This window comes from Cognatiyoonia koreensis (assembly GCF_900109295.1).
GTDB lineage: Bacteria > Pseudomonadota > Alphaproteobacteria > Rhodobacterales > Rhodobacteraceae > Cognatiyoonia > Cognatiyoonia koreensis.
This window is the reverse complement of record NZ_FOIZ01000001.1, coordinates 1,350,541-1,371,298: the sequence shown is the minus strand read 5'-3', so window position 1 is coordinate 1,371,298 and position 20,758 is coordinate 1,350,541. Positions and strand designations below refer to the sequence as shown.

Annotated in this window: 20 protein-coding genes; 9 read left to right on the top strand and 11 right to left on the bottom strand. The window is 56.0% G+C overall.

The genetic code is table 11. The features are described 5' to 3' along the window. Window positions 1–3 precede the first annotated feature (3 nt). The 4 genes from BMY44_RS06805 to cysG are packed head-to-tail and all read right to left on the bottom strand — an operon-like array spanning window position 4 to window position 4,078. Window positions 4–729 carry a phosphoadenylyl-sulfate reductase gene (locus tag BMY44_RS06805; RefSeq protein ID WP_089991917.1) on the bottom strand — a complete coding sequence of 242 codons (726 nt, stop codon included), beginning with the start codon at window positions 727–729 and terminating at the stop codon, window positions 4–6. Next, on the bottom strand, window positions 719–2,386 hold the full coding sequence (locus tag BMY44_RS06800; protein WP_089991914.1) for a nitrite/sulfite reductase: 1,668 nt from the start codon (window positions 2,384–2,386) through the stop codon (window positions 719–721). Before BMY44_RS06800 ends, BMY44_RS06805 begins: the two co-directional genes overlap by 11 nt. Then, a complete protein-coding gene (locus BMY44_RS06795) occupies window positions 2,379–2,687 on the bottom strand; it encodes a DUF2849 domain-containing protein (protein ID WP_089991911.1) in 309 nt (102 codons plus the stop codon). Before BMY44_RS06795 ends, BMY44_RS06800 begins: the two co-directional genes overlap by 8 nt. Next, window positions 2,687–4,078, bottom strand: coding sequence for a siroheme synthase CysG (cysG, locus tag BMY44_RS06790; protein ID WP_089994647.1), 1,392 nt, complete (start codon window positions 4,076–4,078; stop codon window positions 2,687–2,689). The genes BMY44_RS06795 and cysG overlap by 1 nt, the downstream gene beginning before the upstream one ends. 137 nt (window positions 4,079–4,215) lie before the next feature. Here cysG and BMY44_RS06785 point away from each other — a divergent pair, with 137 nt between their 5' ends. After that, window positions 4,216–4,677, top strand: coding sequence for an Lrp/AsnC family transcriptional regulator (locus tag BMY44_RS06785; protein WP_089991908.1), 462 nt, complete (start codon window positions 4,216–4,218; stop codon window positions 4,675–4,677). 6 nt (window positions 4,678–4,683) lie between these two features. Here the strand turns inward: BMY44_RS06785 and BMY44_RS06780 are convergent, their stop codons facing one another. Beyond that, the gene (locus tag BMY44_RS06780) at window positions 4,684–5,850 is read right to left on the bottom strand and encodes a cytochrome P450 (protein WP_089991905.1); all 1,167 of its coding nucleotides are present in this window, start codon (window positions 5,848–5,850) and stop codon (window positions 4,684–4,686) included. 176 nt (window positions 5,851–6,026) lie between these two features. Between BMY44_RS06780 and BMY44_RS06775 the strand changes: the two genes are divergently transcribed. The 3 genes from BMY44_RS06775 (at window position 6,027) to BMY44_RS06765 (ending at window position 9,953) form a co-directional block, all read left to right on the top strand. After that, on the top strand, window positions 6,027–6,854 hold the full coding sequence (locus BMY44_RS06775) for a cobalamin B12-binding domain-containing protein (protein WP_089991902.1): 828 nt from the start codon (window positions 6,027–6,029) through the stop codon (window positions 6,852–6,854). Window positions 6,855–6,930: 76 nt separating this feature from the next. Further along, complete coding sequence (locus tag BMY44_RS06770) at window positions 6,931–8,706, top strand: sensor histidine kinase (protein WP_089991899.1); 1,776 nt, start codon at window positions 6,931–6,933, stop codon at window positions 8,704–8,706. Beyond that, window positions 8,703–9,953, top strand: a complete 1,251-nt coding sequence (locus BMY44_RS06765) for a sigma-54-dependent transcriptional regulator (RefSeq protein WP_089991896.1) — start codon at window positions 8,703–8,705, stop codon at window positions 9,951–9,953. Before BMY44_RS06770 ends, BMY44_RS06765 begins: the two co-directional genes overlap by 4 nt. Here BMY44_RS06765 and BMY44_RS06760 read toward each other — a convergent pair. Then, complete coding sequence (locus BMY44_RS06760) at window positions 9,917–11,671, bottom strand: mucoidy inhibitor MuiA family protein (protein WP_165611797.1); 1,755 nt, start codon at window positions 11,669–11,671, stop codon at window positions 9,917–9,919. The two genes, BMY44_RS06765 and BMY44_RS06760, sit on opposite strands and share 37 nt — an antisense overlap. Window positions 11,672–11,947: 276 nt before the next feature. Between BMY44_RS06760 and BMY44_RS06755 the strand changes: the two genes are divergently transcribed. The 3 genes from BMY44_RS06755 to BMY44_RS06745 all read left to right on the top strand — a co-directional run bounded on the left by BMY44_RS06755 (window position 11,948) and on the right by BMY44_RS06745 (window position 15,248). Beyond that, entirely contained in the window at window positions 11,948–12,976 is a 1,029-nt protein-coding gene (locus BMY44_RS06755; protein WP_089991888.1) for a DctP family TRAP transporter solute-binding subunit, read from the top strand. Window positions 12,977–13,078: 102 nt separating this feature from the next. Continuing rightward, the gene (locus tag BMY44_RS06750; protein ID WP_089991885.1) at window positions 13,079–13,831 is read left to right on the top strand and encodes a TRAP transporter small permease; all 753 of its coding nucleotides are present in this window, start codon (window positions 13,079–13,081) and stop codon (window positions 13,829–13,831) included. A gap of 1 nt (window position 13,832) precedes the next feature. Continuing rightward, window positions 13,833–15,248: a TRAP transporter large permease gene (locus BMY44_RS06745; protein WP_089991882.1), complete on the top strand. Its 1,416-nt coding sequence runs from the start codon at window positions 13,833–13,835 to the stop codon at window positions 15,246–15,248. 72 nt (window positions 15,249–15,320) lie between these two features. Here BMY44_RS06745 and tpiA read toward each other — a convergent pair whose 3' ends face one another. Further along, on the bottom strand, window positions 15,321–16,037 hold the full coding sequence (tpiA, locus tag BMY44_RS06740) for a triose-phosphate isomerase (protein ID WP_089991878.1): 717 nt from the start codon (window positions 16,035–16,037) through the stop codon (window positions 15,321–15,323). A 97-nt stretch (window positions 16,038–16,134) separates the two neighbouring features. Here tpiA and BMY44_RS06735 point away from each other — a divergent pair, with 97 nt between their 5' ends. Next, window positions 16,135–17,061 carry an isopenicillin N synthase family dioxygenase gene (locus BMY44_RS06735; protein ID WP_089991875.1) on the top strand — a complete coding sequence of 309 codons (927 nt, stop codon included), beginning with the start codon at window positions 16,135–16,137 and terminating at the stop codon, window positions 17,059–17,061. Here BMY44_RS06735 and BMY44_RS06730 read toward each other — a convergent pair. The 4 genes from BMY44_RS06730 to BMY44_RS06715 all read right to left on the bottom strand — a co-directional run bounded on the left by BMY44_RS06730 (window position 17,048) and on the right by BMY44_RS06715 (window position 19,867). Continuing rightward, window positions 17,048–17,347: a TfoX/Sxy family protein gene (locus BMY44_RS06730; RefSeq protein ID WP_089991873.1), complete on the bottom strand. Its 300-nt coding sequence runs from the start codon at window positions 17,345–17,347 to the stop codon at window positions 17,048–17,050. The genes BMY44_RS06735 and BMY44_RS06730 overlap by 14 nt on opposite strands. After that, window positions 17,344–17,706 carry a HesB/IscA family protein gene (locus tag BMY44_RS06725; RefSeq protein ID WP_089991870.1) on the bottom strand — a complete coding sequence of 121 codons (363 nt, stop codon included), beginning with the start codon at window positions 17,704–17,706 and terminating at the stop codon, window positions 17,344–17,346. The genes BMY44_RS06730 and BMY44_RS06725 overlap by 4 nt, the downstream gene beginning before the upstream one ends. A 70-nt stretch (window positions 17,707–17,776) precedes the next feature. Further along, the gene (locus tag BMY44_RS06720; RefSeq protein ID WP_089991868.1) at window positions 17,777–19,444 is read right to left on the bottom strand and encodes a mechanosensitive ion channel family protein; all 1,668 of its coding nucleotides are present in this window, start codon (window positions 19,442–19,444) and stop codon (window positions 17,777–17,779) included. A gap of 60 nt (window positions 19,445–19,504) precedes the next feature. Then, on the bottom strand, window positions 19,505–19,867 hold the full coding sequence (locus BMY44_RS06715) for an SUF system Fe-S cluster assembly protein (protein WP_089991866.1): 363 nt from the start codon (window positions 19,865–19,867) through the stop codon (window positions 19,505–19,507). Window positions 19,868–20,013: 146 nt separating this feature from the next. Here BMY44_RS06715 and BMY44_RS06710 point away from each other — a divergent pair, with 146 nt between their 5' ends. Continuing rightward, entirely contained in the window at window positions 20,014–20,694 is a 681-nt protein-coding gene (locus BMY44_RS06710; protein ID WP_089991863.1) for a hypothetical protein, read from the top strand. Window positions 20,695–20,758: the final 64 nt, after the last annotated feature.

The following is a 20,758-nucleotide window of genomic DNA, read 5'->3' as shown; positions in this document are numbered from 1 at the left end:
ATGTTATTCCGCTGCTGTCGCGTGCTGGACTGATTTCGACGATGGAAAGTGAATACCACATTCCGTTTTTTCCATGCCTTTCCAGCGCCCTGCGCGATGTTCTTCAAAGTCGCCCGCACGATGCGTGCACGGCCAGCAACCGATAGAAGGATAGCCTTGTGTCACAAGCGGATGGCGCGGCAGCTTGTGCGCATTCATATATGAGGAGACTTCTTCAGCGCTCCAACGGGCGAGTGGATTGATTTTGATCCGGCGCGACTCATCCTTTTCGAACAACGGAAGATCTACACGTTGCCCGCCCTGATACCGTTTGCGACCGGTAATCCAGCCGCCAAAGCCTGACAACGCCTGTTCAAGCGGTCGCGTCTTGCGAAGATCGCAGCAGGCATCTACATCTGCTTGGTGCAGCAACCCATCGACGTCATGCGTAAAAACGTCTTCACGGGCGGGCGTGATCACACGCACATCGCTTAGACCAAGCTGATCGCAAACCTCTTTCTGATAGGTGAGCGTTTCATCGAACAACATTTCCGTATCAAGAAAGACGACTGGAATTGCTGTGTCGATCTGCGCTGCCATATGGAGCAGCACGACACTCTCGGCTCCGAAAGAGCTGACAAGTGCGATTTGCCCGATTTCCATATCCGACATGGCATGCCGAAGGACCGTTTGCGGGTCACTTTTGCGGTGCAGTAGGTTCCGGCGTTCTGCAAGTTCCTTAAGCGGCATTTCTCTCGGCCTTTTCTGGGTAAAGAAAGTGTTTAAATGGCACAGCGCCCAGACGACGATATGTCTGCAAAAAGGTTTCTTCTGGGCGCTCGCGCACGGCAAGGTATCCACGGACCAGTCTTTCAATAGCCGGAATGATCTCGTCAGCACTGAAACCCGGGCCTGCGCGTTCGCCAATTGTGGCATCTTCCGTACCGTCGCCACCAAGCGTAATCTGATAATTTTCGACGCCCGCGCGGTCGAGTCCGAGGATTCCGATATGCCCGACGTGATGGTGCCCACAGGCATTGATGCAGCCGGAAATCTTGATCTTTAGCGGTCCGATTTCGTGTTCAAGCTTTAGCTCGTCGAACCGAGTCGCGATTTCCTGTGCGATCGGGATGGACCGGGCTGTCGCAAGCGCACAGTAGTCCATACCCGGGCAGGCGATGATATCGCTGATCAGACCGATGTTTGCAGTGGCAAGACCAACATTGCGCAGTTCTGCGTAGATCGCTGGCAGGCTCGCCTTGTGCACATGTGGCAGGATCACGTTCTGTTCGTGACTGATGCGCAGTTCGTCGTGCCCGAACCGTTTGGCAAGGTCTGCCATCACGCGCATCTGTTCAGAACTTGCATCACCTGGCGTTGCACCGTGCGCTTTCAGCGAAATGCTGACGATCGCGTAATCTGGGTTTTTATGTGCCGCGAGGTTTGTGTCGGCCCAGGACCGGAACGCAGGGTTCGCGGCTTTGTGCGCGTCGAAGGAATCAGTCGCGCCGTTTGCGTAGGATGGCGGTGCGAACTGTTCTGAAATCTCTCGCAGCATCTGCTGGTCTACACCTGTAAAATGCGGACGAATCCGGGCGAAACGTGCGTCCACCAGTTCGGCAATTCTATCGATCCCGTGTTCGTGCACAGTGATCTTGATGCGTGACTTGTATTTGTTGTTGCGCCGCCCCAATAGGTTCCAGACGCTGACGACAGCCTCGACGTAGGGCAACAGATCGGCGGCGGGCAGAAAATCCCGCAGCACTTTCCCGATCATTGGTGTACGCCCCAGTCCGCCGCCAACGAAGATGCGGTAGCCTTGTTCGCCGTCTTTTTCTACGATTTGAACGGCAACATCATGTGCGCGCAGTACGGCGCGGTCATTTTCCGCACCGGAGACCGCGATCTTGAATTTGCGTGGCAACGCCTGAAATTCGGGATGGTCTGTCGACCACTGACGCAGAAGTTCGGCAACGGGCCGCGGATCAGCGATCTCATCTGCCGCTGCACCCGCAAAATGATCCGCCGTCACGTTCCTGATCGTATTTCCGGAGGTCTGGATCGCGTGCATTTCCACGTCTGCCAGCGCGTCAAGAATATCTGGCACATCTGGCAGCTTTGGCCAGTTGTATTGGATGTTCTGGCGAGTGGTGAAGTGCCCATAGCCCTTGTCCCACTTGTCAGCAATGTAAGCCAGCTGGCGCATTTGCGCGCTGTTGAGCGTGCCATAGGGGATTGCCACGCGCAGCATGTAAGCGTGCAACTGAAGATAAAGGCCGTTCATCAGGCGGAAAGGTTTGAATTCATCTTCGGTCAGGGAGCCATCGACGCGCCGCGCGACCTGCGCGCGAAACTGAGAGACACGTTCGCGCACGAACGCTGCGTCAAAATCATTGTACTTATACATTTTTCAGGTTCGCTTGCTTGCCGTGGTCATAGTTTGAGGGGCCGCGTGTGCGGAACGCCTCGCGGAAATGAGTTGGTGTCGGTCCATTCGGGGAAGGTGTGGCATCTGCGAGGTAAGCGCCGGCGATCTGATCAGCGCGTGCTTTTGCCTCGAGCAGACGCAGTTCGGCGTGCGCCTCGTCCGTCATCAGCTCTGCCTTGCTCATGTCGCGTGTCCACTGATCGTCTTCGGTCAGCCAGACCGCGTCACCTTCCAGAAGGGCGTTTGCGGTGACGACTTTGGGGGTAAAGGCTTTGGGCATCAGGCCAGTTCCTCGTATCTTTGCGTTAGCGCAGCGGCGGCGCGTGGGGCCAAACCATAGAAGGTCAGGGCAGGGCCGGTCAGGTTTGCGGTGCTCATCGTCGGTTCCATTTCGCCCAGAGACGTCACAATGACGCGCTGATCGCTGCGGCTGACATTTTCGATGATCGTGACGGGCGTTGCCGGGTCTGCGCCATGCATCAAAAGTCGTCCCTGAATGAAGCGGGCGGATTTCTTGCCCATGTAGATTGCTGCGACCTCACTGGGGCGGGCGAGCGCCTTCCAGTCGTGATCGGCATAGCCGCGCGTGTCATGGCCGGTAATCAGCCGCACAGCAGAGTTACGGTTCCGCTTGGTGAGGGATTGGCCGATATTTGCAACGGCTGCAGAGGCGGCGGTGATCCCCGGCACGATCCGGTATGAGATGCCGGCACCTTCAAGCGCTTCGATCTCTTCATCGAGACGACCGAACACGGTCGGATCACCGGCTTTCAGACGGACAACATGTGCGCCATTCAGCGCGTGCTCTACGATCAACGCGTCAATATCTGATTGTTTGGCCGCCTTGCCGAACCCTTCCTTGCCAACGTCGATCATCGTGGCCTCGCGGCGGGCGAGTTCAAGGATTTCACTGGTCACGAGGCGGTCGTAGATCACGACATCGGCTGCGTCGAGCGCCTTGCGGGCTTTCATGGTCAGCAATTCGGGATCGCCGGGTCCGGCACCAACAAGATCAACGTGGCCGACGTTGGTATCGGTCATGACATGGCTATCAAGCAGCGTGCCAAGGCTACTCAGAACACCCGCTTCGCCGGATGTCTCGATCGCTTTCGGACCTGCCGAGAAATAGAAGTCTGACCAAAAAGCTCGGCGCTTGCGTCCCATTGGCAGGACGTCGACTGCGTGGCGGAATGTTTTTCCGATCCGCGCCAGCATGCCAAGCTGGCTTGGCAGTTTTTCTTCCAGATCAGCCTTGATTGCACGCGCCAGAACTGGTGCGGCACCTTCTGTTCCAATTGCAACGACAACAGGATCACGATCAACGATGGCAGGGGTGATGAATTGGCTGTCCTGCAGATTGTCGACAATATTGACCTTTGCGCCGTCCGCATGGGCGATTGCTGCCACGCGGGCATCTTCTGTCGCATCTTCGTTCGCCGCGTAGAACAGCACGGCGCACATGGCATCGCCGGGTTCAAGCGCGCGCGGCACGAACGTCAGCTTGCCATCGGCGGCCCAAGCGTGAATTTCAGGTGCGGCAACTTCGGCAAAGACGCTGACATGGGCAGTCGTCTTGAGGATCAGACGCAGTTTGGCAAGTGCTGCATCCCCCCCGCCAGACAAAACAATGCGGCGTCCGGCAACGGCCATGAAGACTGGGAAGTGATCCATCGTGCGATCCTCGAATTTCGTCACTGCAATATAGAATATTGTTCTGGTTTTTGCCCATACCTCTGGGTAGATAAGGACATATGTTCTAACTTTCCGGTGGGCTGGGCCGGATATTCCAAGATGCAGGGATAATCGGAATGGCAGTACGTATTGACGAAATGGACAGGAAAATTCTTGCGGCGTTGCAGCGCGATGCCTCGCAATCACTTGACGAAATTGCGGGTGAAGTCGGTTCCTCGAAGACGCCTGTTTGGAATCGTATCAAGAAATTGCGCGAGGCTGGGATCATCGGACAGCACACTGTCATGCTTGATGCTGAGGCGCTTGGATTTGAAGCCTGCTTTTTTGTACTGATCCGTACGTCCGAACATGAAGCGGCATGGCAGCAGCGTTTCTTGGCAGCCTTGAAAGCAAGGCCAGAGGTGCAAGAAGCACATCGGCTGGCAGGCGATATCGACTATATTCTAAAGGTCAGGGTCGCGAACGCACGTGCCTATGACGCCTTCTATCAAGCTTTGATTTCAGAGGTGCGCGTTCACAACGTCACGGCACTGTTGTCGATGGAAGAGATCAAATCGACGGTTGCTCTGCCGCTTTGACCGGCGTCAATCAATTGCAACCATGAGACGGGTGAGCCCGTGGAAGTGATAGACGTCAGCGTAGGCGGGTTGTTCGACAAGTCGAATGCGCGGGCATCTTTCGAACAGAATTTGCAACGCGTGCAGCACTTCGAGCCGTGCAAGCGGCGCACCGACGCAGAAATGGATACCCCCACCGAAGGATGTGTTTGCAGGTCCGGTGCGTTCGGGCATGAAGATTTCAGGGTTTTCGTAAGCGAGAGGATCGCGATTTGCTGATGCCAGCAGGCACCCGATCTGATCGCCTCGTTTCAGCTTTGCGCCAAAGAACGTCATGTCTTCGTAAACCCAACGAGTAAACATGTGCAGCGGCGGATCAAACCGGAAAATTTCCTCGACCGATTGCGGCGTTACGTCATGAACACCGCTTTCCAGCAGTGTTTTTACACCATTCCCGATGGTGTGGACCGTCGCTTCGTGTCCGGCGTTCAAAAGCAGAATACAAGTGCTGATCAATTCGTCCCGGCTGAGTTTTGCGCCTTCTTCTTCTGCTGCGATCAGGGTCGAGATCAGGTCGTCAGTCGGGGCCGCACGCTTTTCAGTGATGAACTCTGCGATGTAGGCGCTGAATTCGCGCGTCGCCGTGGCGGCCGCATCTTCGATCGCACGTGTCCGGCGGGCTTGATACATGGCGACCATATCGTTCGACCAAGAGAGCAACTGCGCGCTGTTGTCTTCGGGAACTCCCAATAACCTCGCAATGATGCGCACGGGTAGAGGGCGTGCGAAAGCATCAAGCAGATCGAAGGGCTCTGTCGGAAATGCGTCAATCAGCATGTTGCTGAGCGCAGTGATGTCAGGCGTCAGGGCCGCGATGCGTCGGCTGGTGAAGGCCCGCAAGACGAGGCCGCGCAAGCGCGTGTGTGTAGGTGGTTCAAGTTCGAGCATCGAATGGGCTTCGCGTGCATAAAACGGTTCAAGGTGTGCAGGCGTGTCCGGTGCCATTTCGGGCGGAACTTCGCGACCCATCCGTTTTTCGCGCAATGCAGCTGTCGCAGACTTGTGCGTCGTTGCGCAGGCCATCCCGTAATCGTCCCACCAGATCAGATCACCCGCAGAACGTATCCGATCATAGAATGGATATGGGTCTTGTACGAAAGCGGGATCGGTGGGCGATTGGTGAAACCTTTTCATGGGCCAGCTTTGCCAAGATCAGCGGATATTCGCAAGCGCGACGACCATTCCGTTGATCCGCGACTTTCTGCCACGTTCGCGGATTCAAATGTCATGCTAATTTCAGCATACCGAGGAATACATGGCTGCGCGGGGGCTGCGGTCCCTTACGGTAAATTCGCAAGGGGGGGCAGTTCATGGCTAAAGGGCTTTTGAGCGAAAACGAAATAGATCGACAGGCGTATGCCTTGGCCGAGCGTCAATTCGCATTGGTCCAGGAAGTGCTTCCCGTTTCTGCAGTCGAAACGCTGGCGCAGGAAGTCGTGCGTCGGCTTGCGTTCCGAATGCCGCGTTCCGCCATGATCGATAGCATGCCCAGCCAGCAAGAAGTTGACCGACTTTGCGCAGCGCTCTTGTCGACAGAAGAAGTCGCAGGCGACCGCATCATACTTGCGGCGCGCCGTGACGGGGCCTCTGCTGAAATCATTTATCTGGGATACGTTGCGGGTGCCGCCCGTAAGTTGGGAACGATGTGGGAAGAGGATCGCGTGTCCTTCGTCGAGGTTACGCTTGCCACATCACGGCTTTACCGGATTATCCGCGGGCTGCGTCACATCCTGGACAGTGCGTCGCTGCACGGGGCGGCAGAACGCCACGTTCTTTTCGCGCTCGTCCCTGGTGATACGCACACGCTTGGTATCGAGATGGCAACTGATTTGTTCCGTCGCGATGATTGGGATGCAGAGCTTTCAGTCGGCGAAACGCATGATGAGGTTGTGGCCCGCACAGAGAGGGATCGTTTTCAGTCAGTTGTTCTGGTGGCCCATTCAGAGCGGTCATTGCCTAACCTGATCAGTCTTGTGCTGGCGCTGCGGATCACGCAGCCGCTGGCGCACCTCGTTGTGGCGGGCAATATCGTCGACCTGCGTGAAGACGTAGGCACGCTCGTCGGTGCAGATGACGTCATCCCCGAAATCCAGTCTGCCGTCGAACGTTTGCGCGCCATCATCGCGGCTGACAAATAAGACCGCCTCTTGCGTTAGGGTCAGCGTTTGGGTTGGATAGCGCCGTCGGAGGGGCGCTATTGCAGCGATTGGGATCATGAACAGGTATTTCGGACGCCGCAGCGCTGTTGCCGTTCTCTTTGTATTGTTGGTCGCAGTATTTGCAGCCGGCGTCTGGCGTTTTGCCTATATTTCCGCGTTGGATCAACTTGCCCGAAAAGGACAGGCAGACCTTGCGCTTGCCGCCGACGGTCTGACAGGGCAGCTTGAACGCTATCGTGAACTTGCCGTTTTGCTGGCGGATCATCCTGATTTGCAGCCTGCCATCCGATCTGGGATTGCGACGGATGAGACAAAGTCGCTGTTGTTGAGCGTCGCGGACAAGACCGGATCGCTCGACATCGCCGTACTGGATTCAACCGGTCGGGAGGTCGCAACAGCGCGGGACGCCGGTCAGGTCGATCACGCAGGCCGCCCCTATTTCGAACGTGCTATGGATGGCGCTTTGGGTGTCTTCCATCTTTTTTCTTCCCGATACCAGAAACGGGCGTTTCTTTTTGCGGCACCTGTTTTTTCCGAGGAGGGCCCTGCCATCGGGTCTGTTTTGGTCACGGCCAACGTTGAGGCGGTCGAAGCTGCATGGCGCGGTGACCGGCCTACATTGTTCTTTACGGACGAACTTGGTGTGGTCTTCCTGAGCAACCGGTCCGAACTCGTCTTTCGTAGCCGAATGCAGAACGATGTCATCGCGGGGGATACGGCAGAATACCCTCCCGATCAGCTGACGCCCTTTATTTCCGTGACGCCAGAGCCGATCGCGGGTCGCGATCTTTGGCGTGTTGATGGTGGACGGTATTTGCCGGAGAAAGCCTTGCATCTTGATCTTCCGATGCCCGTTATCGGGATGGTCGGCGAGGTCTTGATCGACGTTGATCCGGCAGAGCAACTTGCGACATTGCAGGCAGCTGTCGCCGCGGCGTTGTGTCTGACGTTTGGATTGTTGTTATTCTGGGTCGCTGAACGACGCCGCACGCTCGCACTTGCGAACCTACGTCTGGAAGCAAGGGTTGCGGACCGCACGGCAGATCTGGAACGCGTCAACGCCGATTTGCGCCGGGAAATCCTGACCCGCACAGACGCCGAGGCCCAGCTGAAACGCGCGCAGGCCGAACTGGTGCAGGCCGGAAAGCTGTCAGCACTTGGCCAGATGTCTGCTGGTATCAGTCATGAGTTGAACCAGCCACTGATGGCCATCCGGTCCTTTGCCGAAAACGGTCAAGCATTTCTTGCACGCGACAAGCCACAGCAAACGAGCGAAAATCTGGGGCGCATTTCCGAACTTGCCCGCCGAATGGGCCGGATCATTCAGAATTTGCGCGCCTTTGCACGGCAGGAAAGCGCACCCGTGATGGATATCGATATTGTCAGTGTCATACATGCCGTGATCGAGATTTCCGGGCCGCGGGCGCGGCAAGCGGACGTGGATTTGGTGTGGAGTCCGCCACGAACGCCGATCATGGTGCGCGGCGGTGATGTGCGGTTGCAGCAGGTTTTGTTGAACTTGGTCGGGAATGCAATTGATGCGATGGAACAGACTGCCAAAAAGCGGGTCGAGATTGGCGTGGCGGTTGCAGCCCGGGTTGAGGTCACAGTGCGCGATACGGGACCGGGCATTGCGGAACCTGAAAAGATATTTGATCCGTTCTATTCAACAAAGGCTGTCAGCGACGCCGAAGGAATGGGATTGGGATTGTCGATTTCTTATGGTCTGGTTCAGAGTTTCGGCGGAGCGATCCGTGGCCGCAACCACCCCGACGGCGGCGCGGTGTTTACGATCGAACTGGACCGAGCCGCTGCAGAGGTGGCCGCATGACATCTTCGGTCCTGCTTGTCGATGATGACCGCGAAGTGCGAGAAGCACTTGGCCAGACCCTCGAACTTGCTGATCTGTGTCCGATTCTGGCCGGCTCGTTCGTTGAAGCGAAAGACCACATCAATAAGTCATTTGCCGGTGTCATCGTGACCGATCTGCGCATGCCGGGCCGCGACGGATTTCACCTGCTAGAACATGCCCGCACCGTTGACCCCGAACTTCCCGTGATCCTGCTGACGGGCGAGGCCGATGTTCCTATCGCAGTCAGAGCGATGGCTGAGGGGGCACATGCATTTCTTGAAAAGCCATGCGCGCCACAGGATTTGATCGCGGCTGTCGAGCAGGCCCTTGGCCAGCGGGGAAGTGTGCTTGAGGCGCGCCGTAGAAAGCTGCAACTCGAAAGCGGGGATGCGGCTGCGCGGATGCTTTATGGTGTGTCTGATCTTGCCGAAGAACTCCGCTCGCGTGTGCGGGCGGTCGCCAAGACTACGGCAGAGGTTTTGGTGACGGGCGAAGCGGGCGTCGGCACGCCGAAGATCGCCGAGGTCATCCATCTGTTGTCGCCCGTATCGCGACACCCCTTTGTTAAACGTGCGTCCGGTGCCCTTGATGTCGATGCGATCCGCGCTGCCCTGGATGAGGCGCGGGCGGGTTCGCTATTTCTGGACGAGGTCGGCACCTTGCCAAGTGCGACGCAGTTTGCGCTGCTTGATGCGCTTGAAGCCGGTGGCACGGCAAGGATCATTGCCGCAACAACAACGCCACTTGAAAAGATCGTGGCCGAAGGGCGGTTTTCAGCAGACTTGTTCTATCGGCTTGACCTGATGCGCGTCCGCATACCGGCGCTGCGCGAAAGGCCAAGTGACATTCCCGTTCTCTTCGAACGGTATCTTGCGCAGGCGTGCGAACAGGCCGCTTTGCCGGTTCCGCCCGTATCACCAGAAATGGTTGCATCGCTGATGGCGCAGGACTGGCCCGGAAACGCGCGCGGATTAATGTCGGCTGCGATGCGATATGCGCTTGGGGTCGGGGAACCCTTCGATGCCGCGGAGCTTGGTCTGACAGAGCAACTTGGGCAGGTCGAGAAATCGCTTTTGATCGCGGCACTGCAAAAAAATCAGGGCCGCGCAGGGGAGACGGCGGCGGCCCTGAAATTGCCGCGCAAGACGTTCTACGACAAACTTGCGCGGCATGGGATCAAAGCAGAAGACTACCGGAACACGAAACTACCAGTTGATCCTTCGTGAAGGATTGGCCAGTCGGTGGAGGTCAGTTGCAATTCCTGCTCTCCGGGCCATGACAGTTCATAACCGAATGTGATCACCGTCTCGCTGTTTGCCTTCATGTCGAATGTCCACGCTGCCAATCCGCGGACACCTTCTGCGTTCTCCGTCGTTGGCCGAGGGGCGGCGGTGATGTCGACAACAAGGTCTTCGTCTTCGGACACCGGTGCACGGTCATAGATTGTCAGTGGCACGTCATAAGGCAGCACCGACGTTGCGACGAATTCGAAAGCTTCGACCTGCGTATTCGTTGTGGACAGAATGCCATAATCGCCGGTTTCGCGATCCTTGATTTCTGAACTGATCGTGACGCCGTCAAGCGCGCCGAAGGGCAGTGTTAATTCTGCGTCTTGCGCGGTGAATGGCAGGTATGACTGGCCGATGAATGCACCGTCCACATAGGTTGACGCTGCGCCGGGCAGGATCGGTCCGTTAAACGTATTGTCCAACGTCGCATAGAGATACGCGCTTGGGTCAAGCCGTGGAGTTGCGCGTGCCGATACATCGACAGTTGTCCTGCTGGCATCAATCAACAGCTGACGCGTCGTGCCGTCTCCATCGATGTCCGCGGGCTCGGTGATCTTGAAGATAAGCGTGCGACCGCGAGTTTCGAACCGCACCGGTTCAGGCGTTGCTTCTGTCAGGCTACGCATGGGGGCCTGTGCTGTGCGAAGTGGCATGACACCTTGCACATTTACGTCAGCTTCGCCTGCAATACTGTCTCTCATCCTTTCCTCTACTTTCGGGTTCCAAAGGCGGGCGATCTGGCTGGCGAACATTGGCGCATCCATGCGAAGCGAAGGGCGCGCCGTCGACAGAGTAAGCGTGACATCATCCCATGCTTCGCCCGTGTGCTGATGAATGCGGGCGTGGCGTTCGATGTTTAGCGTTGCCTCTTCGCCCTGCGTCAGGCGGAGATCGTAGATTGGCTGCCAACCCGCAGCATCAGTCCGGTATTCAAGGTTCAACGTGCCTTCGATTGCGGTATCTGCAACGATTTCGATCGTCGCAACCGATTTTTCCTGTGCAGGCAAGCGCGTTGCCAGCATACGCTGTTCGAGTTTGTCGATGTCCTCATCAAGGTCGGCGATGTTATCAAACAAATCCTGCTTTTCACGTTCTGCCAGCAGTTTCGCTGTGAGAGCGATGTCCATCTGTTCGGCAAGGACACCGATTGTCTGTCCCCAATCCGTTGCATCGCGCGGTGTGTAGGCGGCCACGTTCACAAGTCTTTGAGGTTCGCGCTCCATCAGGTTTTCGACCATTTTCAGCCGCCCTTCGGCAACGGCGATTTTGAGATCGACGGCCTGAATGTCAAACATCAGATCTTCGCGGCGATCCTCAAGCGCTTCGCGTTCGGCCTCCAACGCCTTGTAGGCGTCGGTGTCGAATTCTTTGCGGGGGGGCAAGCGGCGGATGCGGTGATCTACGGATACGATGCGGAAGGCCGCTGTGCCTTCGCCTGTCACGCGCAAGCTGGTCGCGTCAAAATACATCGGAAGATCGTCGATGATGATTTGATGTTTGCCTGCATCGGCACTGAATTCTGCCTTGCGTGTGATCGTTGCGCCTTCGGGAAAGACCGTGGCGGCGTCGATTGTGCTGTCGCTTTCAATGACAGCCGCGAATGCGGGAAGGGTTGTAAGCATCGCCAGGGCTGTTGTCGCAAAAAGGGTTTTCATTTCTATGTCCTCTGTTTCCGTCTCTGCAGATTCAGACGTCTCTGCTGGCCCGTTCCTTGGGACGGTGCTGAAAAAACTCTGTGCGGATTTTCGCACAGTTATCGCTGACATTTGTGCGGCGTTTCGCCCAAGCGGAAATGCAGGCATGACAAGTATCTGAAATGAATACGCAAATCAGCGGTCGAATTTGCTGTTGTAAGTCTGATCCCCGCACGATCTGATCGCGGTCGAGACCTGTATTCCAACAGGTTGAACAAAGAAATCTGGGAGGATTCTATGAAAGTCTTGAAATCTGTCACGTCGGCAGCCGCTTTGGCCGTTGCCATGGTACCCTTTGCTGCACCAATGGCATTTGCTGATGGTCACACCGGTTGTGACGACGGCGAAATCGTTGTGAAGTTCAGCCACGTAACCAACACAGACCGTCACCCTAAAGGTATCGCCGCAGCGCTTTTGGCCGAGCGGGTGAATGCCGAAATGAATGGCACGATGTGTATGGAAGTATTCCCGTCCAGCCAGCTTTATACTGACGAGCAGGTTTTGGAAGCGATGTTGCAGGGTGATGTCCAACTGGCCGCACCGTCCCTGTCGCTGTTCGAGGGTTTCACCAAGCAGTTCCGCCTTTTTGACTTGCCATTCATGTTCACGAACATCGAAGCAGTTGATGCCTTCCAAGCCTCTGAGGCAGGCCAGGCAATGAAGGACAGCATGCAGCGTCGTGGTTTGCAGGGTCTGAATTTCTGGCACAATGGCATGAAGCAAATCAGCGCGAATGTTCCGCTTGAAACGCCAACAGATGCGAATGGTCTGAAGTTCCGCGTACAGCCATCTGATGTGCTGGTTGCGCAGATGTCCGCACTGGGTGCATCGCCGCAACCGATGGCGTTCGCCGAGGTCTACGGCGCGCTTCAGACGGGTGTTGTGGACGGACAGGAAAACACCTGGTCCAACATCTATGGTCAGAAGTTCTTTGAGGTCCAGGACGGCATCACAGAAACGAACCACGGCATCATCGACTATCTTGTCGTGACATCGACAGATTTCCTCGACAGCCTTGATGCGCCGGTCCGCGAGCAGTTCCTGACCATCCTTCAGGAAGTGACCGATACCCGGAACAGCGAGTCGTTCAAAGTAAATGAAGAAGCCAAGCAAGCGATCATTGATGCGGGTGGCGTTGTGCGTCAGCTGACACCAGAGCAGCGTCAGGCCTGGGTCGATGCGATGAAGCCCGTCTGGGAACAGTTCGTCGGCGATGTGGGTCAGGAAAACATCGACGCGGCACAAGAGATCAACGCATCGCTTTGATCGTCTGATCTAGAACATCCGCGGCCGACGCCGCGCGTGTTCTACAATCATCGTGGCGGGGCCGTCCGATACGGCCCTGCTATCGCACGGGGAGGGGGCACTATGTCTGCGAGCAAGCAGGTCGACCGTGGCCGGTTCGGCAATTTCATCAATACGATTGAAGAAACTTTCATCGCCCTGTTATTGGGTCTGATGGTGATAGTTACGTTCGCCAACGTGTTTTTGCGCTATGGCCGGGACACTTGGGTTACCAACTTGCCGGAACGGCTTCTTGGCATTGAATTTCCCGAGTCGATTATCTGGGGGCAGGAAGTCGTAACGATCCTGTTTGCATGGTTGGTCATGTTCGGCATGAGCTATTGTGTAAAAATCACCGCACACCTTGGCGTCGACGCGGTCACGAATGCCGTTCCGGATAGGGCAAAACGGGTGATGCTTTTGCTGAGCACCGTGGCTTGTGTCGTTTACGCGATGTTGTTGATGAAGGGCGCGTGGGACCAATACGCCAACTATATCAACCTTCCCGAAACGACGGGGCGCTGGTTCCCGACAGGTTTGCAGGAAATGCGGCCACAGGACTATCAGGGCTATAAGCCGACCATTCAGGTGCCAATGATCGAATGGCTCCGCGGTCCGCTGGAAAGCTATCTGTTCTATTGGGAAGACGAAGAGCCGTTCGACAAGCTGCCTATCGCCATACCATATTTCATTATTCCCTTCGGTGCTGCCTTGCTGCTGTTCCGCATCCTGCAGGCGGCCGTCGATGTTGTCCGAGGCAAGCGCGATAGTTTGATCGTCAGCCACGAAGCCGAAGAAGCGGTCGCCGAAGTCGCCGCCAAGTACAAGGGCAACTGACATGGACGTCGTTCTTCTTTTCATGATGATCATCGGCTTCTTGCTGATCGGCGTGCCGATCGCTATTTCGCTTGGCTTGTCGTCGATCATCTTTCTGTTGGTATTCTCGGATACATCGCTCTCGTCCGTCGCCAAAAGCTTTTACGAGGCCATGGCAGGCCATTACACACTTCTGGCTATTCCTTTCTTCATCCTCGCATCATCTTTCATGTCAACAGGGGGGGTGGCAAAACGGATCATCCGATTTGCCATTGCCTGCGTCGGTCACTTGCGCGGCGGCCTTGCCATCGCGGGTGTTCTGGCCTGTATGATGTTCGCCGCGTTGTCGGGATCATCTCCCGCGACGGTGGTTGCGATCGGTTCGATTGTCATCGCGGCGATGACGCAGGTGGGATACACCAAGGAATTCGCCGCCGGCGTGATCTGTAATGCCGGTACGCTCGGGATTTTGATCCCGCCATCCATTGTCATGGTTGTCTATGCCTCTGCTACGGACGTTTCGGTGGGGCGCATGTTCCTGGCGGGTGTCATACCCGGCATCCTTGCTGGTGTGATGCTGATGATCACCATTTTCGTCATCGCAACCGTGAAGGACATGCCAAAGGGGATCTGGCAAGGTTGGGGAGAGATCTGGGCATCCTTCCGTGATGCGGTCTGGGGCTTGCTGTTGATCTTGATCATCATGGGCGGAATCTATGGTCATCCATGGGTTGGCGCGAATGGCGTGTACTGGAAATCAGGTGCTTTCACACCAACCGAGGCGGCTGCCGTTGCTGCGGTGTATGCTTTCTTTGTCGCCACCTTCATCTACAAGGACATGGGGCCGCTGTTCGTGGGAGAGGGTAAGCGTGCTTTGCCTCTTTACCGGCGTCCCTGGGCAGTCCTGACGGCCTTTGTGCATCGGGATACGATCAAGACGGTTTTTGAAGGCGGCAAGCTGACGATCACGTTGATGTTCATTATCGCCAACGCACTGATCCTCAAGCACGTCCTGACGGACGAGCAGGTACCGCAACATATCGCCGAGGCGATGCTGGGTGCTGGTCTTGGGCCTGTAATGTTCTTGATCATCGTCAACGTGATCCTGCTGATTGGCGGGCAGTTCATGGAGCCGTCCGGCCTGCTGGTGATCGTGGCCCCGCTTGTCTTTCCGATTGCGATCGAGCTTGGGATTGATCCCATTCATCTTGGGATCATCATGGTCGTGAACATGGAAATCGGGATGATCACGCCGCCAGTCGGCTTGAACCTTTTCGTCACGTCCGGCGTCGCAGGCATGCCGATGATGAGCGTCGTACGCGCCGCTTTGCCTTTCCTTGCTGTTCTCTTTGTCTTCCTGATCATGGTCACATACATCCCGGCAATCTCGACTTTCTTGCCGACGTATTTCATGGGACCGGAAATCATCATCAGGTGAGTTTAAACCTGGATCACGAAAGAACGCCGCATCGCACGATGCGGCGTTTTTGTTTGGGGCAAGTAGAAACTATCAGGCGTTTTCAAGCGCCGTTACGATGGGTGAGAAGTCATTCGCCTTGAGTGAGGCACCGCCCACAAGTGCGCCATTCACATGTGGTACGCCGAATATCTCGGTCGCGTTGCTGCCCTTGACTGAACCACCATAAAGAATTGCAAGGTCCGTGTGCTTTGCGCGAATATGGGCATGCACCTCTGCAATCTGGTCTAGCGTGGGCACCTTACCTGTGCCGATCGCCCAGAGCGGTTCGTAGGCAATGACAGTATTGGAATCGCTTGCACCTTCCGGGACTGAACCGGACAATTGCGTGTCGATCACGCTCAGTGTGGTTCCTGCCTCGCGCTCTTGCAACGTTTCTCCGATGCAGATCACTGCAGTCAGTCCAGCTGCATGTGCGGCGCGCGCCTTTGCCTGCACAATTGCGTCTGTTTCCGCGTGATCTGTGCGCCGCTCAGAATGGCCAACGATGACTGCCGTCGCGCCTGCTGCCGCGAGCATTGGCGCTGCGATATCGCCAGTATGAGCCCCTGAGGGTTCCGCATGGCAGTCCTGTCCGCCAACCTTGATCGGACCGGCAGCATCCGCCATGTGCGCAACCAGTGTCGCAGGAGGACAGATCAGGATTTCTACCGAAGGAGACGGGTGTGCTGAGGCCAAGGCCTTGATTTGGTCGAGATCAGCCGCAGTTCCGTTCATTTTCCAGTTTCCGGCAGCGATTTTGCGAGGCATCAGTAACGTCCTTTGAACTGTTGTGACCTTGTCCTAACAAGGCTTGCCGCTGCTTGCAAAGTGCGCGAGTTTGCCGCCAGCTGAAAAGGACCACACCATGATCCCTCGCGTTGACGCAGTTGCCTTGATTGATCTGGCTCATCCGGACCATGAAACAGCGCGCGCGTCCACACGCGTCGGCGCAACTGATATCGGGTTTCTCACAGTGTACAATACACCGATTGCACCACAGACTGTGGCCGACGTGATTGCCACATATCGCCGGTTCTTTCATTTGCCCGCGATGCAAAAGGCTGCGGTCGACATGGCGAAAACAGGATCAAACAGAGGTTGGGGCGCACCGGGGTCTGAACAGGTCGATCCCGATGCAAACCCTGATTACAAACAAGTCTTTGACTGCGGGCTCGAACTTGATCTGGCTGATCCATTGCGCGCACTGGATTTGCCAGCTTACGCTCCAAATATCTGGCCTGATACGCCAGAGGATTTTGCGCAGACCTTGCAGGATTACTATACGCAGTCGACTCGTTTTGCGCTCGACCTGCTTTGCGCAATTGCCGATGCCGTTGGCATGGATGGCAGTTATTTCCGCGACAAGTTCACGCGCCCGATGGCACTTTTGCGCGGAAACTATTATCCCGAACGGCCTGCTTGGGCGACTGAAAAGGATTTCGGAATTGCGACCCACACTGACTATGGTTGCCTGACCTTGCTTGCGACGGACGGATCACCCGGTTTGGAAGTCCGCAAGAGGGGGGGTGGCTGGATTCCTGTGGCAGCCCCCGTGGGTGAGTTCGTGATCAATTTCGGGGAAATGCTGGATATCTGGACGGAGGGGTTGATAAAGGCGACGCCACACCGGGTTCTGGGTCCGACGTCAGAACGGATATCGGTGCCGTTGTTCTTCAATCCCAACCATGATGCGAATGTCGCGCCAGAAGGGTCGCCTGGAATTCGGGCTGTCGATCACTTGCAGGCGCGCTTCAACGAAACCTACGTGCACCTTCAATCTAAGACAGGCTAGCCATGCTGATGCGGGCGAGGTCACATGCTGCCTCCGGATCATCAAGGGCGGAATCGGGCAGGGACCAATAGGGCATGTTATGGAACTGACTGCTGCCATCATCGGCCATCGTCGATGCGACATTGCCAAGCGCCTTGAGGTAAATCTGCCCTTCACTGCTGACCAATGCAAAAATATCGCCGTCACGGTACAGACAGATTCCACCAAACATCTTGCGATGTGTCACACCACCCAGCGGCGCAAATAGTTCTTTGGCAAAGGCAATGTCGGCGTCAGAAATGCTCACTTCACGGCGACACCATCTGCGAACTTGATCGACTCGCCGCATCCGCAGGCATCGACGACGTTTGGATTCTTGAATTTGAAACCAGATTCGAGAAGAGAGATTTCATAGTCGATTTCGGTACCAAACAGAAACATTTGGGCCATCGGCGCGATCATCACCCGCGCACCGTCCTGTTCGACCACCTCATCATGTGGATCGACGTCGGTGACGTATTCCATGGTGTATTCCATGCCAGCACAGCCGCCTTTCTTGACGCCGATGCGAAGACCTTTGGAACCGTCCTTTGACATCAGCTTGGCAATTTGTGCCGCGGCCTTGTCTGTGATTGTAACGGGGGACTTCCCCGGAATGCCGAACATATGAAATCTCCTTCCCTGCCAATGTAGGTGGGCAGGGGAGTTTGCTCAAGAGACATCGTCGCGCGGGACGTTATGCCGCCTCGACTGCGGCGCTTGCAGTGTCATCACTGTTGCGGCGGTCTGTTCCGAGGTGTGGCACCAATTCGACGTCACGTTTTGCCTCTTCTTCGCGCAGATGGGCCAATAGAACCTCACGCATCTCGCATTCGACATCCCAACCGTTGCGGGGGTCCGGCACATGAACCGCAAAGCGAACATCCACACCGAATTCATTATGAGCGATCACCTTGCATTCCGGTGTTGTATCGTCGCCAATCCGCTTGTCTTGCGCGGCCCAGTTCTCAAACGTTTTGCGGATCGCCGCGATATCAATCGTATGCGACAGCTTCAGAACGCAATGCCGGATCATATCGGGATCCACCGCGCTGCGATTGATGAATTCGTCAGACACGAACTTCAGAACGGGCACGATCATACGGCTTTGATCCCAGACCTTTAACTGCACATAGGTAAAATGGATGCGTTCGACTGTGCAAAGCTTGTCATCATAGATCAGCTGATCGCCCACGCGGGCGGAGCGATTGAACGAAATTTGCAGCGACGCCAGGATGTTTCCAAGCACTTCGCGCGCAGCAAAACCCAGCACCAAAGTGAGCGCGCCGGCACCTGCCAGCAGTGAAAAGCCGAGTGTTTGAAAGATTTCCGCCTGTGTCAGCGTTATCCCCGTTCCTGCCAATACAGCGACGATCACCACGATACGGCGGAGCGCCGAAATTGACGTTGCAAGTGACCGGCTGTCAGCATGTTCGGGCGAAGACAGATTTTCCACGTCCGCGTCAACGATGCGGGACAAGACGGCGTCGATCACGTTGATGATGAACACCATGAAAGCGATCACCAGCGTCAGGACGACAAGCGGGTTCAGAATACTGCTGATGACACCGGAAACAACGAAGACCTGCGTGCTCATGATCAGTATGACGGCAGCAATAACTGTCAGGGTTGCGGGCAAGCGGCTGCTTTTTATGATCGTGCTCAGGAACTGGCCGACCTGCCTTCTGCTTATGATAGTCAGGATGCGCCACGTCAGATGGGCAGCAATTGCGGCCAGTATTACCATGAATGGCAGCGCGATGATCTCCCACCACAGCAGGCCCAAGCCCGTTTCCGTTTGAAGTGCTGCGGGCAGCATTTTTTCAAACCGGGATGGGCCATACCGGACGAAAAGGGGTTCAATGACGTCTACAGATTGCCTTGAAAAAACCCAAACCGGTTCGCCACCGGTCGGTTGTAGGCGATTGAGACGAAGTGCCACGCGGCGGTCATCGAGGTCCAGAACGCCCAGCAGTAGGCTTTTGCGCGCCTGTCCAGCCATGGCGTTGTCGCTTGGTGCGTTCGCATCAAGCGAGTCAGGGCGTTCAAGTAGGGACTGCCATGAGATCAATACCTTGCGGTCAATGACCGTAGACAGTTTTTCAGCGAGATCGGGTCCGCGTGTAGCACGTTCGGCCAGCGGAATGTCATTGAGGTTGAGGACCTGCGCGGCTGTGGCAAAATCCTGATCTTCGGCAGCAAAGAGAAAGGTTTCGATTGCTGATTGCGGTGTGGATAGATCAATGTCTGCGTCTGTCGCTGGGAGCCCGACATTCAGGCTATCTACCTCAAATACGACAGCGTCCTGTGCAGCAGCAGAGAGTGGGCTTAGAAACAGAAATAGACAAACGAGCCAGCGGTTCATGTTGCGCCTTTGATTTTTCACATATCGGTGAAAACCAAGGAGCCGGTCAATTGTTCCGATTTACATGAAGCCGAGTTCCAGCCGGGCTTCGTCAGACATCATATCCATGCCCCATTGCGGCTCGAACGTCATTTCGACGTCGACATGCTTAACACCTGGCAACGGTTCAACGGCGTCAGCAACCCATCCGGGCATCTCACCCGCGACGGGGCAGCCCGGCGCGGTGAGGGTCATTGTGATATTCACTGCGTTATCTTCAGCAATATCGATCGTGTAAATCAGCCCAAGATCATAGATATTGACAGGAATTTCAGGGTCATAGACGGACTTGCACGCTTGTACGATATCCTCGTACAGCGGGTGATCCGTGCTTGACGGGGCGATCAGAGGTGCCCCTTCCATCGGTGTCGCGGTGTCTGTCATGACCCAGTTCCTGCTATTCCTGACTGTTCATATAGGGTTTGGCGCGAACGCAGTAAAGGGCGGAGCCTTTTCGTATTTGAAACGACGTCGGCATTGCGTCGATCTCACCGCGTACCGTCAAGCCAGAAACGACAGAGGAACTGCTAATGACATATTATTTCAAAGCAAGCGCAAGCAGTCTTGCATTGGTGGCAATGGTTGCTTGCGGCGGGGGTTCAACCAGTGGTGACAAAGACATGATTGATGACATGGACGACATCGCGATTGCGCCGACGATTTCGTCTCTCGATGTCGGGAACGCGGCTGGTGCCTTGCGGGATGTTCAAGGTTATCGCAGAACGCCGACGACGACAATCCTGCCGACGGGCACCGCGACCTATCAAGGTCATGTTTTGGCTGGAATCGATATCGACGGCAACGATGAGATTACCAACATGTTCGGTGACCTCGAAATTGATGTTGAACGGCTATTGGCAGGTGACGACGTGTCAGGAACGGTCACGAACATACACGTGCTGAACCGCGAGTCGCCGGTGCAGAAACTTGGCGGTGAACTGACCGTCGATGGTACCTTGGACGATGGAACAAAGCGGATTAGCGCGACTATGAATGGCGACCTGCAAGGTGTCTTCACGGACGGTGAGCGTGAAATCATCAGTGTCGATGGTTCAATGCTGGGATCGACCAGGGACAAATATACTGGCCGCAATGCGCTGGGTTTCAACACATATGACGTCGCGGCGGGCGTTTCTGGAACGACGTCGGGAACGATTTCTGGTGGCGAAACAGGCTCCTTCACTGGCACGTTTCACGGAGAGGAACAGTAAGGGCGTTGGACGATCAGTCCTAAGCTGTTTCAGGCGCGTAGCATTGGCTACGCGCCGAATTGTC

Bases quoted from the DNA above. Each gene is read 5' to 3' on its own strand.
- tpiA (WP_089991878.1), bottom strand. From the start codon at position 16,037: ATGCCTCGCAAAATCGCTGCCGGAAACTGGAAAATGAACGGAACTGCG.
- BMY44_RS06735 (WP_089991875.1), top strand. From the start codon at position 16,135: ATGATCCCTCGCGTTGACGCAGTTGCCTTGATTGATCTGGCTCATCCG.
- BMY44_RS06755 (WP_089991888.1), top strand. From the start codon at position 11,948: ATGAAAGTCTTGAAATCTGTCACGTCGGCAGCCGCTTTGGCCGTTGCC.
- BMY44_RS06800 (WP_089991914.1), bottom strand. From the start codon at position 2,386: ATGTATAAGTACAATGATTTTGACGCAGCGTTCGTGCGCGAACGTGTC.
- BMY44_RS06765 (WP_089991896.1), top strand. From the start codon at position 8,703: ATGACATCTTCGGTCCTGCTTGTCGATGATGACCGCGAAGTGCGAGAA.
- BMY44_RS06775 (WP_089991902.1), top strand. From the start codon at position 6,027: ATGGCTAAAGGGCTTTTGAGCGAAAACGAAATAGATCGACAGGCGTAT.
- BMY44_RS06805 (WP_089991917.1), bottom strand. From the start codon at position 729: ATGCCGCTTAAGGAACTTGCAGAACGCCGGAACCTACTGCACCGCAAA.
- BMY44_RS06750 (WP_089991885.1), top strand. From the start codon at position 13,079: ATGTCTGCGAGCAAGCAGGTCGACCGTGGCCGGTTCGGCAATTTCATC.
- BMY44_RS06710 (WP_089991863.1), top strand. From the start codon at position 20,014: ATGACATATTATTTCAAAGCAAGCGCAAGCAGTCTTGCATTGGTGGCA.
- BMY44_RS06725 (WP_089991870.1), bottom strand. From the start codon at position 17,706: ATGTTCGGCATTCCGGGGAAGTCCCCCGTTACAATCACAGACAAGGCC.
- cysG (WP_089994647.1), bottom strand. From the start codon at position 4,078: ATGGATCACTTCCCAGTCTTCATGGCCGTTGCCGGACGCCGCATTGTT.
- BMY44_RS06785 (WP_089991908.1), top strand. From the start codon at position 4,216: ATGGCAGTACGTATTGACGAAATGGACAGGAAAATTCTTGCGGCGTTG.
- BMY44_RS06720 (WP_089991868.1), bottom strand. From the start codon at position 19,444: ATGAACCGCTGGCTCGTTTGTCTATTTCTGTTTCTAAGCCCACTCTCT.
- BMY44_RS06780 (WP_089991905.1), bottom strand. From the start codon at position 5,850: ATGAAAAGGTTTCACCAATCGCCCACCGATCCCGCTTTCGTACAAGAC.
- BMY44_RS06715 (WP_089991866.1), bottom strand. From the start codon at position 19,867: ATGACAGACACCGCGACACCGATGGAAGGGGCACCTCTGATCGCCCCG.
- BMY44_RS06760 (WP_165611797.1), bottom strand. From the start codon at position 11,671: ATGAAAACCCTTTTTGCGACAACAGCCCTGGCGATGCTTACAACCCTT.
- BMY44_RS06795 (WP_089991911.1), bottom strand. From the start codon at position 2,687: ATGCCCAAAGCCTTTACCCCCAAAGTCGTCACCGCAAACGCCCTTCTG.
- BMY44_RS06745 (WP_089991882.1), top strand. From the start codon at position 13,833: ATGGACGTCGTTCTTCTTTTCATGATGATCATCGGCTTCTTGCTGATC.
- BMY44_RS06770 (WP_089991899.1), top strand. From the start codon at position 6,931: ATGAACAGGTATTTCGGACGCCGCAGCGCTGTTGCCGTTCTCTTTGTA.